Source organism: Roseimaritima multifibrata (genome assembly GCF_007741495.1).
Lineage (GTDB): Bacteria > Planctomycetota > Planctomycetia > Pirellulales > Pirellulaceae > Roseimaritima > Roseimaritima multifibrata.
Map to the genome: position 1 here is coordinate 1,227,742 of NZ_CP036262.1, position 15,591 is coordinate 1,243,332.

Here is a 15,591-nt window from a genome sequence, read left to right on the forward strand (position 1 = left end):
TTGCGAATGTGGCGAAAGCGACGCGGCAACGGGTACTGTTAAGATCAATCGCAAGCTAAATCAACCTTCTGTCTCGCTGAATAAGCGGTGGCGATTCCGTCCCGCTTCGTGGTCAATGACGGGTAACCCTGCGATGGTAAGAGCGGCGCCGAAACGCGATTGCACATGGTCGACCAACCGCGGCGGGCCGGTGATCGCGGTTGTTCTAGCAGGCTGATGCTCCGACCATGTTGGCAAACACTACTCGCGGAAGGCGATCGGCTCCTGCGTTCCCTTTTACTTTGGGTGACAGCCTAAGCCTGCAGGGCAGGTGTCGTTTGTTTGGGGATAGACAGGTTGATGCATCTGTTCGCGTTATTAGCGCGCAAGGTTGCTCGGATGTTTTGCCCGCTAATAACGCTAATCTACGCGAATGATACTGCTTGTGATGCGGCGTCGACGTTGATGCGTGTTGTCGCTGCTCCGCGACGTGGTGTCGTTGTTTGTTGCTTGGTCCCGATTCGTGCGATATGTTAAAAGAATGCTATATCGATGCGGATGGCGAATCGTTCGTTGTGCCGTAAACCTGTCGCAGGAACGATTTCCCCGCGGGTGGGCGCAAGGCGACCGGCAAATTCGTTGTGTTTTCAATGCGATTGGCGGACGGTTCGCATCGTTCCGCTAAGAACGTAGATGGCATTGGGCTCTTCCCCTCACGTATGGACCAACATGCTCCGTTCCACTCGTGTCTACTCACTTGGTATCTGCACTGGCGTTGGGATTACCTTAACGATTCTCGCAGTCACGGCGCGGCTCGGGATTCTTGCATCCGATGCGTTGCTTGATATCGGTTGCCTTGTCTCTGGCGTTCTCCTTTTGCTTTTCAGTAGCGCGATGTGGTTGCGCCGCAAGCCAATCGTCAATAAACATCTTCCACCTCATCGATCATCTTCCACGCTTCGGAACTAGTTCGAATCCATGGGGTGGCGTCCTGGCGTTGTTTTTCACTGTCGTGCTCCAATGCTCGCTATAATCGCCGATAACACATGGTGTGTTACGTGGCCGGGTTTGCGAACGTTTCTTTCAGCTTGCAAGTTAAGTCTCCCGGTTCCCAGAACCCTACTGTTCGTCGGCCAAACGGACGTCTTAAAGGAACGCTGTGAACGTCATTCATCGACTGACGGCTTGCGAGCGTTTGGCGTTAAATGAATCGTATTCGTACTCAGAGCGCAGCCCGGTACTCGTACTTGTACTCGAATCTGGGCACCGTTGATCGATCCTCGCTTCGAGCACGCTCAAATCGGTCTTTGTCGTCTCTCGTCAGTCGCAGAATGGGATGGGGGCGTCGAGTACGAGTACCGCGATGCTGAGTACAAGTACGAAAAAGGCAGGACCTCAGAACCAGGCTGTGCATCTGCGGACGGCTTGCGAGCGTTTGGCGTTGAATGAATCGTACTCGTACTCAGGGCGCAGCCCGGTACTCGTACTCCTACTCGAATTCGGGCACCGTTGATCGGTCCTCGCTTCGAGCACGCTCAAATCGGTCTTTGTCGTCTCTCGTCAGTCGCGGAGTGCAATGAGGGCGTCGAGTACGAGTACCGCAGTGCTGAGTACAAGTACGAAAAAGGCAGGGCCTCAGAACCAGGCCGTGCATTTGCGGACGGCTTGCGAGCGTTTGGCGTTGAATGAATCGTACTCGTACTCAGGGCGCAGCCCGGTGCTCGTACTCCTACTCGAAATGGGGCACCGTTGGTCGATCCTCGCTTCGAGCACGCTCAAATCGGTCTTTGTCGTCTCTCGTCAGTCGCGGAGTGCAGTCGGGGCGTCGAGTACGAGTACCGCGATGCTGAGTACGAGTACCGCGATGCTGAGTACGAGTACCGCGGTGCTGAGTACGAGTACCGCGGTGCTGAGTACGAGTACCGCGGTGCTGAGTACGAGTACGAGTACAAGTACAAATACGAAAAAGGCAGGGCCTCAGAACCAGGCTTTGAATTTACTGACGGCTTGCGAGCGTTTGGCGCTGAAGGAATCGTACTCAGGGCGCAGCCCGGTACTCGTGCTCGTACTCGAATTGGAGCACCGTTGCCTGTGCGTCGACCGACTGGTTTCGATTTCCGAGTGGGGGTGCAATTCAGGGCAGCTTGCTAGCTTCTTAGATTCCAGTCTTGCATCTCTTCGAGCAATTCTCTGCGGGTGAGGTCAAACTTTAGCGGGGATACGGTGACGTGTCCGTCGCTTAGTTCGGTGACATCGGTGTCGGCTGCCGGAGGTTTTTCCGGTGCGTGCCATACGGCCCAGTAGTAGTCTCGACCGCCTGGATCTTGCCTCTTTTCGTATCGGTCGCCGTACTGGGCCAACCCCATCGGGACGACTTTGACCTCGGCCGCATGATTGGTCGCTTCGGTCGGAATGTTGATGTTGAACAGTCCGCCCTCTGACGACGGTTTCGAGGCGATTCCTCCAATGACGTTTCTGGCAATCACCGCGGCGGCCTGGAAATCGGCATCGGGAGCGTATTCCAGCGAGACGGCACAGCTGGTGATCCCGAAAAAGGCTCCTTCGATCGCTGCGGCGACGGTCCCGCTGTAGAGGACGTTGATCCCTGCGTTCAGCCCGCTATTGATCCCGCTGACAACGATGTCGGGACGCCACGGGCAAAGCTCGGCAATCGCCAATTTGACGCAGTCGGCGGGGGAACCTTCGACCGCCCAGACCGTGCGACGATCGGGGAGAATGATCTTTTTGCAAACCAAGGGGGTGAGGAACGTAATCGAATGCCCTACTCCGCTCTGCTCGGTTGCGGGGGCTGCCACAAAGACCTCCCCTAGGTGCCGCAATTGACTTTCCAACGCTGCCAGTCCTGGAGCGTAAACGCCATCATCGTTGGTCAATAAAATTTTCATGAAAACTCGTTATATAGTTCAATGTGTTTACGGATCATTTGTGAGACCGAGAAATGTTCGGCGATTCGCTGTTGTCCGGCAGCCCCCATCGCTTTGGCCCGATCCGGGTCTTCAATGATCATGTTGGTCACCTGGGCAAAACCTGCCGGGTCACCCAGGGGACGCAAATAGCCGGTCTGTTGGTCAATCACGAGGTCTCGATTTCCGGGAATATCGGACGCGACGACTGGGACTCCCATCTGCATCGCTTCCATCACCGCGTTGCTTTGCCCTTCGTATTCGCTTCCGATCCAAAAGGCTTTACTGTGGGGGAGCAATTGTTGGATGTCACTTCGAGAGCCCGCGAATTGAACCCTTTTCGGGAGCGTTGCCGCGTCGCGGTATCGCAGCAGTTCCGCTCGCTGAGGCCCATCGCCGATGATGACAAGCGTGGTGTCTCGGCGCAATTCGCCCAGCATCTGGCCTCCCCAGACAAGGTCCCTGTATCGCTTCTGGGCCCAGAGTCGACCGACCGCAAGAATGAGGTGCCGTTCGGGGTCGACATTCAACCGGCGGTAGGCTTCGGTTCGATCGATCGGTTCCACTTGAGCCGGCTGGATTCCGTTGGGGATGATGCGAAAGCGTTCGGCTGGGATTCCGTGTGCGGCGTAAAAGTCGCTCACTCCGGAACTGTTGGTTGTGATCGCAGCACTTTTTTTGGCGAGGTAGCGATCGATAAAAAAGTGGCGACTTGTTTTCCATGGATCGACGCAGCGTTCGGATCCGATCACCACAGGAACGTTGATCGCCGCAGCCGCAGCACGGCCGTAGCTGTTGGCGGCAAAGATCCACGTATGAACGATATCGGGGTTCAGTTCGCGGAGGATTCGTTTTAGTCGCCAGTATGCCGAGGGGTCGGCTTTGAATCGTTTGCCAACCAAGGTGACGGGGATCCCCGCCGCATCGAGGGCTTCTCTGCGGGGGCCATCGCGGGTGAGCAGAACAACGTGCGGATCGAATTGGTCCCGTGGTAACCCTGCGGCCAGAAGCGTCAACTGTTTTTCGGCGCCACCTCGATCCAAGGTCGGGATGATCAGGCATAGTCGTCGCGTCACGGTGTCAGCTCAGCAGTCGATGGGTTGGGGGTCGGGTGTTTTCCTGTCAAACGTTCGAATAAGCGAACGTGCTGTTCAACCATCTGGTCATACGGTGACTGCAGCATCACCTGACGAATGCGGCGAGCCTTTTCCTGGCTGATATCGTAGGGTTCTAGCGTGGCAGTGATCGCGTTCAATAGAGAGCCCGTATCGTTTGCGGCGAAGGACTGGCAATCGGAGAACGAAGTTCCCAGCATACGGCGAGTTTCCAAACTGTCGACCACCGCCGCTGGCACGCCTGCACTCAGGACGCTGGGCAAATAGAAGTCCAGTCCATCGGAGGCGCTGGGAAGAACATAGGCATCGGCGGCCAAAAGCGGTTCCGCAAAAGAACTGAACGAGCCCGGCATGCTGATCAGGTTTTGGACACCGGTGCCACGCAGTGCACCGTACAGGGCCATTCGGTCGGGACCGTCGTTCAGCAGCCAAACGCGGAGACGCGGGAAACGGTCAAGCAGTGATGGCAGGGTGTCGACCAGATGCCGCAGTCCCCCTTCGGCATTCATGCGGTTGGTGACCAGGAGGACCTGGGCGTCCAGGGGCACAAAAAGATCTGAATTGATCGCAGAGAGCGCATGGCGGGCGGATTTTCTCGCTTCGGGCGTCCGCGGTTCAGCCGCTTGGTACCCTTGTTGGATGCGTTGAATCCGGTTGGGTTGAGCTCCGGCAGCGATAAGGGCTTGTTCCGCCGAAGCGCGACCCGCAATCAGGTGGTCCGCTTTCAAACAGTGGGTTGCACATTTCCGATTCGAACGCGAACCGCCCCACCAGGCGGCATCGCTGCCGATTTCTGTACCGTGATACCGAAGGATGGAGGGGATTCCTAGTCGCTTGGCGACCTCGACCACGACGGCCCCTTCTTCACGCATCGAATCGGCATACAGGGCGTCGTATCCGCCCGCGTTTGCCTTCAGCCAATTCGTCAAAGCACGCGTGTACCGTGCCATCGACCACTCACTGCGAGGGGCTGGAGCCGGTCGGTGTAAGGGAGTTTCGTTGACGGACAGGGCCCGAGGCCAAGAAGCCGCGTAGCGGGCGGCAACGACTTCGGCCTGAACATGGTACTTCCTCAGCCCTGAAGCCAGCATCGCCAACCGTTGAGTCGCATCGTCACCGACCAGCGGCCAAAAGCGACGAGTAACCATTAGGATGCGAAGAACGCTCATCTTCAAAGTGACGATGGGTTGCGATGGGTTGATGAGTCAGTGGGAAGCGTCTGAAGGATCGCAGCGTTTTCTCCTGCGGCGATCTCTTCGTCATCAAGAATGGCGATGTAAGGAAGGTTTCGATACATGTCGTGGTAGTCTAAACCATACCCGACGACAAACTCGTCGGGGATTTCGAAGGCGACAAAGTCGGGCCGGACGGGGACGTCGTGGGTCCGCTGTTTGTGTAGCAGCATGGCGCTGCGGACACTGGACGCGCCAAGTTGTTGAACCGTTTGGATCAACCCGTCCAAGGTCCGCCCGGTGTCAAAAATATCATCGACCAGCAGGACATCGCGGTCTTTGACATCAAGCAGCATCTTTGTGTCGACCGCCAGCTTGCCGGCGGTTTTCTCCCCGTGATAACTGCTTGCTTGGATCACCCCCACACGAACAGGCATCGACAGCATCCGAATTAAATCGGCAAACAGGATGACCGATCCGGTCATCACGGCGACCACTGTGAGCGGCTGACCTTGGTAGTGTTCATCGATCTGTTGGGCCAGCTTGCGGACGCCTGCTAACAGTTGTTTTTCATCTAGAAGAACTTTCATCGCTCACACGGCTTGGCACAGATTTTACGGACTGGCAGACCTTTTCGGACTGGCAGAGGGGGAGGCAAGTGTAACCGAAATCGCTCGCATTCGCAGGGCTATCGGCTGCGATTTGTCAAACCCGCCTGGCTCGCCAACCACCTTGAAAGGCTAGATAGCAAACAATTCCAGCGCATAGGCGGAGCGGCCAATCCCCCCACCATTGGTAGAGGCTCCAGCGGCTGTCGCGCGTTGGATTGACCAAAAGATGCCCCTTTGTCATTTTCGGTAATGAATCGATAACTCGCCCACTTCCATCGGCCCAGAAGGTGGGGCCTGTGTTGGAGGCCATCAATACGGGCCGCCGGGTGGCGACTGCCGCAAACTGCGAACAGCGACGGTGGTGCCCCAGGATTGGCGACCCTCCGAACCATGCGTCATTGGTCAGGTTGATGATTACATCGGGGTTCTCGCCCTCCGCCAGTAAACTGCGAATCTGACCAATCGGGACCGATTCGACGGCGGTTTCAAAACAGATGTTCGGGACGATATTTACGTCTTTGCACTGCAGCGATTTGACCGCTGGGCCTATTGAAACTCTTGGCATCTGGATCCAGGTATGGACATCGGGGAACCATTCGGTGAACGGGATGTATTCGCCAAACATGACAAGGTGCCGTTTTCCGTACCAGTCCGACACCCGCCCACGCTCTTCGACCAAAACCGCTCCGCTGTAACTATGAGGACGCTCTGCAAACCGAATGACGCCGCACCCTAACAAGAGTGCTGGGGGGACGGTTTGTTTGCTCCCTGCGGTCATCCGGCGTTGGACTTCGCCAGCGTTCAATTGCCATTGTTCAGCACTAACGGTGACTCGATTGGTGAATTCACTTGAAGTCATGCCAGCATCGGCGGGGACGATTGCAGTTTCCTCTAAAAGCATCCAGGGGAAACCACGCGTGAACATCGATTCGGGCCAGACCACCAAATCGACGGTTTGATCGGACGCAGCCAACGCAGCCTTGGAACCATCCAAGTAGGAATCAAATATTTCCGTTTCGCGTCCCGGTGGCATGATGTATTTAACCGCTTCATCACGTTGCACCAAGGCAACGCGGATCCCCAGCGATGGAGCGTCGGGGCCGGATTCCGGTTGTTGCAGTCGCCAAGAACCGTAAGCCAGGGTCGCCGTTACTAGCACCACGCTGGAGGCAACGGCCCCGATCACTAAACGCTTCGGAATCGCGACGGTGCCGGCGCCGAATCGAAAGCGAGCCTGGATCACGATCGCGATTGTCGCAGCAACGGTCGCCAATAACGCACTAACGGCATAGCTGCCCAGAAGGTCGGCAATTTGGATGACAACCGTGATATCGGCTTGAGTGTGTCCCAGCATGCAGGCAGAGAAACCGGTGAACGCGTAACCGCGGATCCATTCCAGACCACACCAGATTAGCGGGATTCCGACGAGTGGTGGGATTCGATTAGCGATCCCGGTCCGCACTAAACCGACAAACAGCGGTGTATAAAGCCCAAGGTAGGCCGACAGTGTCAGCCAGCCGAGAAACATTGCGGGATGGGCGAAGCAGAGACCATATAAAGCGGTCAACCAAAACAAGGTTCCCGCGTACCAAAGACGTCTGTAGCCGCTCGCTCCAGGCCCTTCCGTTTGCAACGCGAGGATGGACCAGGGGACCAACGCTATCCATCCAAACACCCACCATCTCAGCGGATCCATTGCCAACCAGAGAAGGACAGCACCTAGCCAAGGGAGCCACTTCTGCAGTCGCCGAGATCGTGGATCGGGAGATGAAGGTGTTGGTGTTGGTGAAGGCGATTCGGAACCAGAGGACATGGGGACTAGTGGGGTAGTGATCGATCAGAAGGATTGTTTGCAAAGACGCATCCGATTAGGTGAACGTCTTCGACGGGCGTTTTTTTTGTCGTCAGCGATTTGTAATGAGAATCGCCATCGAATGATCTGGAGCGGTTATGGCTTCGCCTTTAGTTGCTTGAGGGCAACCGACCCCGTCTGCGGCGCTTGGCAGGTGTGGTTTTGGCACTCGTACAATGTCGGTTTATTGTCGACGGGAAATTTTCCGCCTAACAGAGCTGCCAGAGGTCCCGCATCGGGTGGGTCCTTTTCCAGGATCGCGATCGTGCTGTGTGGGCGATAGTGAAGAAAAAGTGCATCAAGCATCGCTTGCCGTTCGCTGCCGTTTTCTTCTTTGGGCAAGGCCAGCACAAGTTGTTGGTGGGCCTGATGCCAGTTGTCCAGCGCCGACAGCAGTTTCGCCGCCGCTGCCGATTGTTCTTCGATGACCACGCTACTGGCCAACAGCGTCTTCTCGGCCGCTTCCAAGTAACGCGGATTTGCGGTCAAACGTCCGAGCTGGATCAACGCCACGGCCGCGGAGCCATTGCTGCTGGGAATGCTGTTGTCGTGCCAGTCTTTGGTTCGCGAGATCAGGGTTTCCGCGTCATCGGCTGTGTAGAAAAATCCGCCCGCTTGCGCATCTTCGTAATGTTTCAGCATCTGGTCTGCCAGGATGGATGCCCGTTCCACCCACTTCGCTTCGCCGGTCGTTTCATACAGCTGCACAAAGGCTTCGATCGTATAGGCATAATCATCCAGGTAAGCGATCAGATGCGCTTCGCCAGCTCGGAAAGCATGCAGCAGCCGGCCTTCTTCATTTCGCATTTTCGTCCAGACGAATTCCGCGGCGGTGTTGGCGACCTGCGCGTAATCGAAGGAGGGTTGTTCATCACTGGAGGGGGGCAGTACGCGGCTACCAAGTGCCATCGCAGCGATCGCCATCGCGTTCCAGCTGGTCAGTACTTTGTCGTCTCTACCGGGATGGATTCGAGCATCACGGTGAATTCTTAGTTTTTCGCGGTCGGCGGCGAGTTCCGATTCTAGCTTCGCGAGCGGGATGTTTTGCTGTTCCGCGATGTCTGCTAAGGGAACCGGTAGATTGAGGATGTTTTGATGTTCAAAGTTCCCTTCCTCGCTGACGTCATAGACGGCGGCGAACCGTTTGCCTTTTGTTTCTCCTAGGACTTCAAGGATCTCTTCCAGCGACCAGACATAGAACTTACCTTCCACCCCTTCGCTGTCGGCGTCCTCGCTGCTATGGAAGCCACCGGCAGGGTCGACGAGGTCTCTGGCCAGATAACGCAGGGTCTGATCGGCGACCACCGCGTATTCGGTTGCTGCGGTTAGCTGATAGGCATGTAGGTACAGTTTGGCCAGCCCGCCGTTGTCGTAGAGCATTTTTTCAAAGTGCGGGACAAGCCATTTTTTATCGACGCTGTAGCGTGCGAAACCTCCGCCCAGGTGATCGTAAATGCCGCCGGCCGCCATTCGATCCAGTGTCGTGCGGAGGACGGTTAGGGCGGCTGGATCCTGGCGTCTTTGGTAGTACCGCATCAGCAATTCCAGATCGGTCACATGCGGGAATTTCGGAGCTTCGCCGAATCCACCCCAGGTATTGTCGTGAATCCGGATCAATCGCTGGCAGGCCTGATCGATGGCGGCCAAGGGGGCAACGCTGTCGGCCGTGGAGGCGGGGCCCGCGGCGATTTCCTGTAGTGATTTTGTAACGTCGTCGGCAAATTTATGGGCGTCGGCTTGACGGTTTTCCCAGGCGTCGGCGACCGCATCGATCACGGTCCCAAACGCGGGCATTCCCGCTTTGGCTTCGGGCGGCCAGTAGGTGCCGGCGAAAAAGGGTTTCCGGTCAGGGGTTAAGAAGACGCTCATCGGCCACCCGCCATGCCCGGTCATCATTTGCACGGCGTTCATGTAGATCTGGTCGATGTCTGGCCGTTCTTCGCGGTCGACTTTGATGTTGATGAAGTGCTTGTTTAGCTTGGCCGCGGTCGCTTCATTTTCGAAGCTTTCGTGTTCCATCACATGGCACCAGTGGCAGGCGGCGTATCCGACCGACAGGAAGATCGGTTTGTTCTCCTTCTTGGCTTTGTCCAGAGCCTCCTTACCCCAGGGATGCCAATCGACCGGATTGTCCTTGTGTTGCAACAGATAAGGGCTTCGCGATTTGGCTAGCTGGTTGGGCATCGGTCCATCTCTGGAAGGGATTCAAGAAAGGTTTTGCCGTACGGTTTCGTTTGGATTCGAGGATCCAGGATGACAACGATTCCCGTATCGGATGCGGTACGAATCAATCGTCCAAATCCTTGCCGAAGTTTGATCACCGCTTCAGGCAATTGGTAGTCACGGAATGGGTTTCCCCCGGAAGCGCGGATCGCTTCAAGTCGAGCTTGCAGCAGGGGATGATCGGGAACACTGAACGGTAGTTTCGTGATGATCACGTTTTGCAGTGCATTGCCCGGGACATCCACCCCTTGCCAAAAACTATCGGTCCCCAGCAGGACGCTTCTGGGGTGCTTGCGAAATTCTTCCAGCAACTGAGTCCTCGTTTGGTCTCCGCCTTGAGCATAGAGGTTCATTTTTTGGACGCGGCACCATGGCGTGAGTGCGGTTGCACAGCGACGCAGTAGGTCGTAACTGGTGAACAGCACAAAAGCATGCCCATCGGTTTTTGCGATGTACTTTTGAATCTGCGCCGGCAGAGCCTGTTCAAAGGCGTGGCGTTCTGCCGACGGATCGGGCAGGTCGGTCACGATCGCCAGTTGAGCCTGTTTCTTGTAATCAAACGGGCTGCCAACTTTAAGGGAACCGCCGGTGCTGACCCCTATTCGCGATCGAAAGAAGGAGAAATCCTTTTCCTTGCCAACCGCCAGGGTCGCGCTTGTCAGGATGACCGACTTGGGACGGGGGATCTCTTCCTCTTCGCGAGGTTGGAACAACTGTTGACGAAGGACCGAGCCAACATCGATGGGGGCAGCGGCCAACGTGACCCGAGGTAGGCCACGGCTAGAGGCCGATTGTTCGATCCAGTAGACCGAATCGCCAAAGGCCTGTTCGTTCCAGCTGCGAAGATGCCCTGCCAGTAACATCAGACGATCGTGGGCGGAAATGAAGTCCTGTTTGTCCGATTCGTTCTTCAGGTCGCTGCCATATTGATGCAGTTTTGCTGCCAGCAGTTCAAGGGCTTTGCTGACGGGATTGGCGACCACTTTGGTTGCGTTCACTCGCCCGTTCTTTTGTCCTTGGGTCTCCTGCCAGTCAAGCAGGTCTGCAAAGAAGTTGGTCGAGGCAAAACGGCAGGCTTCCACGTCTTGTTGCAATTGCTGCAGGTCATGCACCACCAGCAAACCTTTTTGGGTTCGATCGTTGTACAGCTTGTTCAGCATGTAATCGATCTGTCCGCTGGTGACGCGAATCCCCATATGGTCTCCGGCAACGGCTTCGACCGTATGGCATTCGTCAAGGACGACCGCATCGTAATCTGGCAGGATGCGGGCTCCCTGTTGGCGGAGGGCCAGGTCGCTGAAGAACAATGCATGATTTACCACCAAGATCTGCGCACGCATGGCTCGGCGGCGGGCCTTGAAATAGAAGCATTCATTGTACATTTTGCATTTGCGGCCCAAGCAGTTGCCTGAATCGCTTTGCACTTCATCCCAAACATCGCGGTCAGGGCGAATCGGGAGGGAACTGAGGCTTCCGTCATTCGTCGATTTTGACCATTGATCGATCGCCTTTAACTGTTGGATTTGACGATCAAATCCCATCAGCTGAGTCGATTTGGCCTTGGCGGAAGCAAGTCGGCGGAGGGAGACGTAATTGCCGCGTCCTTTGACCAACACGGCCGAGAATTCTCGGGGGATGACACTGTTAAGAATCGGCAGGTCTTTTTCGATCAATTGTTCTTGCAGGCTGATCGTGTGGGTGCTAATCAGGACCCTGCGGTTTTTCTTTCCGGTCGCTTCTTTGGGGCCTGCAGCGCCGGAGTCGGCAGCCTGGCCGGAGGCTGCTTTTTGCAAGGCATCATTGGGGGCATCCATTGCGTCCGGCGAATCAGCGGCATCGGGCGATTCGATTTGATCGGAGGTGGCATGCAGGATTGCTGGAACCAGGTAGGCAAAACTTTTGCCCGTTCCGGTGCCTGCTTCGGCGATCAGGTGTTCTTCCCGCTCGAAAGCTTTGGTGATCGCGGCGGCCATTTCCAGCTGTTGCGGTCGGTTTTCGTATTGTTTTAATCGCTGGGCGATCCGCCCTTCAGGGCCAAGAATCGCATCCGCATCGAGGGGAGGGGGCACGGGCCGCTGTCCTATATAAAAAGCTGGCGGAGGAGGTGTCAGTTAAATCCTCGCCACGTATTGGCCACTCAGCCGTCGTACCAACTGACGTGACTCGAGAACACTAATCGTGGCTAGGACACGCTGAACTGGCAACCCACTTGCCGAAGTGATCACGTCAATCGAAGTGGATTGGGGCTGAATGGCTTGCAAAACCGTCCGCTCTTGCTCATTCAGCAGCAACTCCGCCCCGCTGCGGATCGTCTGCCCGGATTTCATTGGGATCGCTGCCGAAACCGGCCCTAGCGCTTCGAGGATATCTTCGGGCCCGCGAATCAAGGTAGCTCCGTCGCGGATCAGCTGATGGCAACCCTGCGAAGTCCGTGAATTGACCGGCCCGGGCAGCGCCAGTACCTCTCGCCCTTGTTCGCCGGAAAGTCGAGCGGTTATCAGGGCCCCGCTGCGATCGGGAGCCTCGACCACGACGGTAGCCATCGACAGCCCACTGATCAGTCGATTGCGCTGCGGAAACATTCCGCCACGCGGGGAGGCATCGGGGCGATATTCACTGACAACGGCGCCGTTGGAGGCAATCGTGGTGGCGAGCGGCTGGTTTTCGGGGGGATATAGCTTTCCCAGCCCGCCCCCCAGGACCGCAATCGTTCGTCCGCCCGCATCCAGGGCCCCGCGATGGGCTGCGGCATCGATTCCGCGGGCCAGCCCGCTGACGATCGTCACCCCTGCGCGGGCAAGCCCGTAGGCGATTCGTTCGGCCTGAGCCCGCCCGTAGAGGGTGGCATGCCTCGTTCCTACAATGCCAACGGCAAGAGCATCCAGCGGCTTCCACTCCCCTTGGCAAAACAGGATGGGCGGGGCGTCGTCCAGGTCCCGGAGCGGATTGGGGTAGGGGCCATGATCCTTCCTGAGGATGGTGGTGCCGTTTTCGGCACACCAATCGAGGATCTTCTGTGCCGCCACATGGTCGGCCGCGTGACGAATTTTGTTCGCCAATGTCGATCCGACGCCGGCAACCGTTTTCAGTTCGGTTTCGCTGGCTGCAAGGGTTGCTTCCGGAGTCTGGAAGCGTTCGAGAAGTGCGGTCAAAATCCGCGGGCCGATCCCGGGGAGCATTGTCAGTTGAAGCCAATGGATTTGTTTCGCCGCTTGCAGATCGACCGATCCGGAATCGCTCGATTCTATCCGCTGCCCCATGAAACCTGCCCCATAAAAAAACCGGGACACGCAAAATGCGTGTCCCGGCAGTTTATCGAACGCAGAGCGTCTCTCGCAAGCAAAAACCGTCAGGTCAGACGATGGTTTCCGGCGGAGGGGGGCCCTGGATTACTCAGCGCTGGGGCGTTGGCGACGTTCGCCACCGCGGCCACCACGTTCACCACCACGTTCGCCACCTCGTTCGCCGCCACGAGCACCACCTCGTTCGCCGCCTCGTTCACCACCGCGTCCACCGAAACCACCACGTCCGCGGTTTTCCTGTGCAGCTTTGACGGCTTCGGAAGGATCTCCCTTCAGTTCATCGAAGGCGACTTGCTGTTCTGTGGTCAGCACGGCCAGCAGTTTTTTCTCTTCGGCTTCGCGGGCTTCGGTAATTTTTTCGCGGATGTTTTCGCGATCTCCACTGGTCATGACTTCGCGGAACGATTCACGAGTCGCGGTACGAATCTTTTCCATTTCGCTAGTTTGTTCTTTGGTGATTTCCAGCTTTTCGATCACGGTTGGATCGGAAAGCGCTTGGATGCCCAGCATTTGGATCGTCAATTGGTTTAGGCGAACCTGTTGTGGTTCAAGAAGGATTTCCTTGATGTCGGCGCGAATTTGTTTCGCTAGTTCCTCGTTCGCTTTTTGCATTTTTGCGACCATTGCACTCCGTTCTTCTTCCGAAGCTTCACGCAAGCCGCGGAAATCGAGGCGTTCGCCTTCGGGGCGTTTGCCTACTTTTTCCAGAGCTTCCAGCTGGTCTGGCATGATTTCGATCTCCTCTTGGACGGCTTCTACTCCCAGTAAGGCCAGCATCGTCCGTTCCGGAGAACCGCCTCGCATGCCTCCAGGTCCGCCGGGGCCACCAGCACCGCGTCCACCTTGGCCGCCACGTCCCTGTGCTGCGAGTGGCAGGGCCGAAAGAGCGACTAAAGCGACGCAACTACCAAATCGAAGCAATTGTTTCATCGTACGTTCCTACAAGAATTTGTTCAGAGAAGCAGAGGTTCTTGGCAAGGTGAAATCGCTTGCCACACCCCTTATGTAACCAATTGTAGGTTCAATGGTTTCGCAGATGTTTAAAAAGAAACCTTAGTTTTTTTTGTCTCCACTGGCGGATTTGCTTGCCAACCCTCCAGACGGCACAATGAGCGATCTTCGTAAAGGCTTTCACTAACGACTCTTTACTCTTCTCTTTTGGGCGACTTCCATGCCAACCAAGGCTTCTGTGCTAACCAAAATATTTCTTATGGGGGCGATCTCTTTCGCCGCGGTTTGGGTCGGTGGTGCCGGATCGCTGTCAGCGCAGGTTTACTCTCATTCCAATGCATTTCCTCACGATTCGAATCGCTACCAAGGGTTGCCGCCAGGCAGCATTATCCTGAGCGAAACCATCTTGCACGAGAATGTCGGTCAGCCTCCGAAAATTTATTGGTATCCCGTCCCCGTTGAAACCGTTTACCCCGCGGTGCCTGCGATGACTCCGATTCCGACGCCCGTTCCCGATACGCCCGAAACCAGGGCCGAAGGGATGGAAGATGACGATAGCGATCCCAATGATTGTCTTCGCCCGGGCAGCGAGAGCTGGGACCGGATGGTTGAATTGATTCGTGAGAATGCGCGGCTGGAAGCCGCTGTCGGTAAGGCCGAAGAAATTGCCGAGATTCGGCAAGAGATTTTGCAAGACCGTCTTGAGCAGTTGAAAACGAAGCTTGCCAAACAAGAAGTCCGAATGGACGACAATGCTGAAATCCTAGAACGCCGCCGATTAACGCTGGCGGAGCAAGCCGTGCAGGTGGCTCAACAAGCCGAGGCCATCGAGCAAAGGGCTGAGGAGCTGGCTCAGCAGGAGCAGCAGTTGACGCAAGCGAAAAAGGTGGTGAGTGAGCGTCTGTCGCACGCCGAACAGTCGTTTTTGAAAAAGCAGAAAGCGATCGCCGAAGGAATGCGAAGAGTGGAGGAAACCAAGGCAGCTGCTGCAAAAATGGCGGATAAAATGAAAGCGGAGTCGGCTAAAACCGTCGAACGGATGAATGAACTGGAGTCGCAGCTGGGGATCGCTCAGGAACGTGCGGATGAATTGGCCGAAGAGCTTGCGACGAGCAACGAGCATCTGGAATCGGCGAGGAAACGCGAGCAGGCATGGAAGAAAGAGCGCGAGCGGATGCAGCAGGAATTGAAGAAAGGACGCAAACGCTCCTAAGGCATTCGGGAACCTCTGAGGTCTCTGGATGCGAGCGGTGTGCGATTTGGAATTGGTCGATTTGTGGGATTCCCAGCGAACTTTTTGGGTTTGCGACCGGCTTGTCCGAATCGCAGCTCCGGTTGCAAACGAGACCTGGCTTGGGAAAAGCCGAAACCATTGCCTGTTCGTATCACGTCCCGTGTGTCCTTGTTCGATTGTCGCACGACCGCGGGCGGTCCGGTAAACACCTGTGGGACAAGGTTTTTG

Annotated in this window: 12 protein-coding genes; 2 read left to right on the forward strand and 10 right to left on the reverse strand. The window is 56.4% G+C overall.

Translation table 11 applies throughout. The features are described from left to right. Positions 1-765: 765 nt before the first annotated feature. Positions 766-909 carry a hypothetical protein gene (locus FF011L_RS26170; protein WP_218933009.1) on the reverse strand — a complete coding sequence of 48 codons (144 nt, stop codon included), beginning with the start codon at positions 907-909 and terminating at the stop codon, positions 766-768. Positions 910-1,728: 819 nt separating this feature from the next. On the opposite strand from FF011L_RS26170, the gene FF011L_RS26175 reads away from it, so the two are divergent. After that, complete coding sequence (locus FF011L_RS26175; RefSeq protein WP_218933010.1) at positions 1,729-2,130, forward strand: hypothetical protein; 402 nt, start codon at positions 1,729-1,731, stop codon at positions 2,128-2,130. On the opposite strand, the gene surE is transcribed toward FF011L_RS26175, so the two are convergent. The 9 genes from surE to FF011L_RS04650 all read right to left on the reverse strand — a co-directional run bounded on the left by surE (position 2,127) and on the right by FF011L_RS04650 (position 14,108). After that, positions 2,127-2,885 carry a 5'/3'-nucleotidase SurE gene (gene surE, locus FF011L_RS04610; RefSeq protein ID WP_145350523.1) on the reverse strand — a complete coding sequence of 253 codons (759 nt, stop codon included), beginning with the start codon at positions 2,883-2,885 and terminating at the stop codon, positions 2,127-2,129. The genes FF011L_RS26175 and surE overlap by 4 nt on opposite strands. After that, positions 2,882-3,979 carry a glycosyltransferase gene (locus FF011L_RS04615; protein WP_145350525.1) on the reverse strand — a complete coding sequence of 366 codons (1,098 nt, stop codon included), beginning with the start codon at positions 3,977-3,979 and terminating at the stop codon, positions 2,882-2,884. The genes surE and FF011L_RS04615 overlap by 4 nt, the downstream gene beginning before the upstream one ends. Further along, positions 3,976-5,187: a glycosyltransferase gene (locus FF011L_RS04620; protein WP_145350527.1), complete on the reverse strand. Its 1,212-nt coding sequence runs from the start codon at positions 5,185-5,187 to the stop codon at positions 3,976-3,978. Before FF011L_RS04620 ends, FF011L_RS04615 begins: the two co-directional genes overlap by 4 nt. A gap of 2 nt (positions 5,188-5,189) precedes the next feature. After that, positions 5,190-5,780, reverse strand: a complete 591-nt coding sequence (hpt, locus tag FF011L_RS04625) for a hypoxanthine phosphoribosyltransferase (protein ID WP_145350529.1) — start codon at positions 5,778-5,780, stop codon at positions 5,190-5,192. 115 nt (positions 5,781-5,895) lie between these two features. Then, positions 5,896-7,614 carry an apolipoprotein N-acyltransferase gene (gene lnt / locus FF011L_RS04630; protein ID WP_145350531.1) on the reverse strand — a complete coding sequence of 573 codons (1,719 nt, stop codon included), beginning with the start codon at positions 7,612-7,614 and terminating at the stop codon, positions 5,896-5,898. 135 nt (positions 7,615-7,749) lie between these two features. After that, positions 7,750-9,837 carry a thioredoxin domain-containing protein gene (locus FF011L_RS04635; protein WP_145350533.1) on the reverse strand — a complete coding sequence of 696 codons (2,088 nt, stop codon included), beginning with the start codon at positions 9,835-9,837 and terminating at the stop codon, positions 7,750-7,752. Next, positions 9,822-11,945, reverse strand: coding sequence for an ATP-dependent DNA helicase (locus FF011L_RS04640; RefSeq protein WP_145350534.1), 2,124 nt, complete (start codon positions 11,943-11,945; stop codon positions 9,822-9,824). Before FF011L_RS04640 ends, FF011L_RS04635 begins: the two co-directional genes overlap by 16 nt. Positions 11,946-11,987: 42 nt before the next feature. Further along, positions 11,988-13,136, reverse strand: a complete 1,149-nt coding sequence (gene dprA, locus FF011L_RS04645; protein ID WP_145350536.1) for a DNA-processing protein DprA — start codon at positions 13,134-13,136, stop codon at positions 11,988-11,990. Positions 13,137-13,265: 129 nt separating this feature from the next. After that, entirely contained in the window at positions 13,266-14,108 is an 843-nt protein-coding gene (locus tag FF011L_RS04650) for a hypothetical protein (RefSeq protein ID WP_145350538.1), read from the reverse strand. Between the two features lie 241 nt (positions 14,109-14,349). Between FF011L_RS04650 and FF011L_RS04655 the strand changes: the two genes are divergently transcribed. Next, positions 14,350-15,342, forward strand: a complete 993-nt coding sequence (locus FF011L_RS04655) for a hypothetical protein (protein WP_145350540.1) — start codon at positions 14,350-14,352, stop codon at positions 15,340-15,342. Positions 15,343-15,591 lie beyond the last annotated feature (249 nt).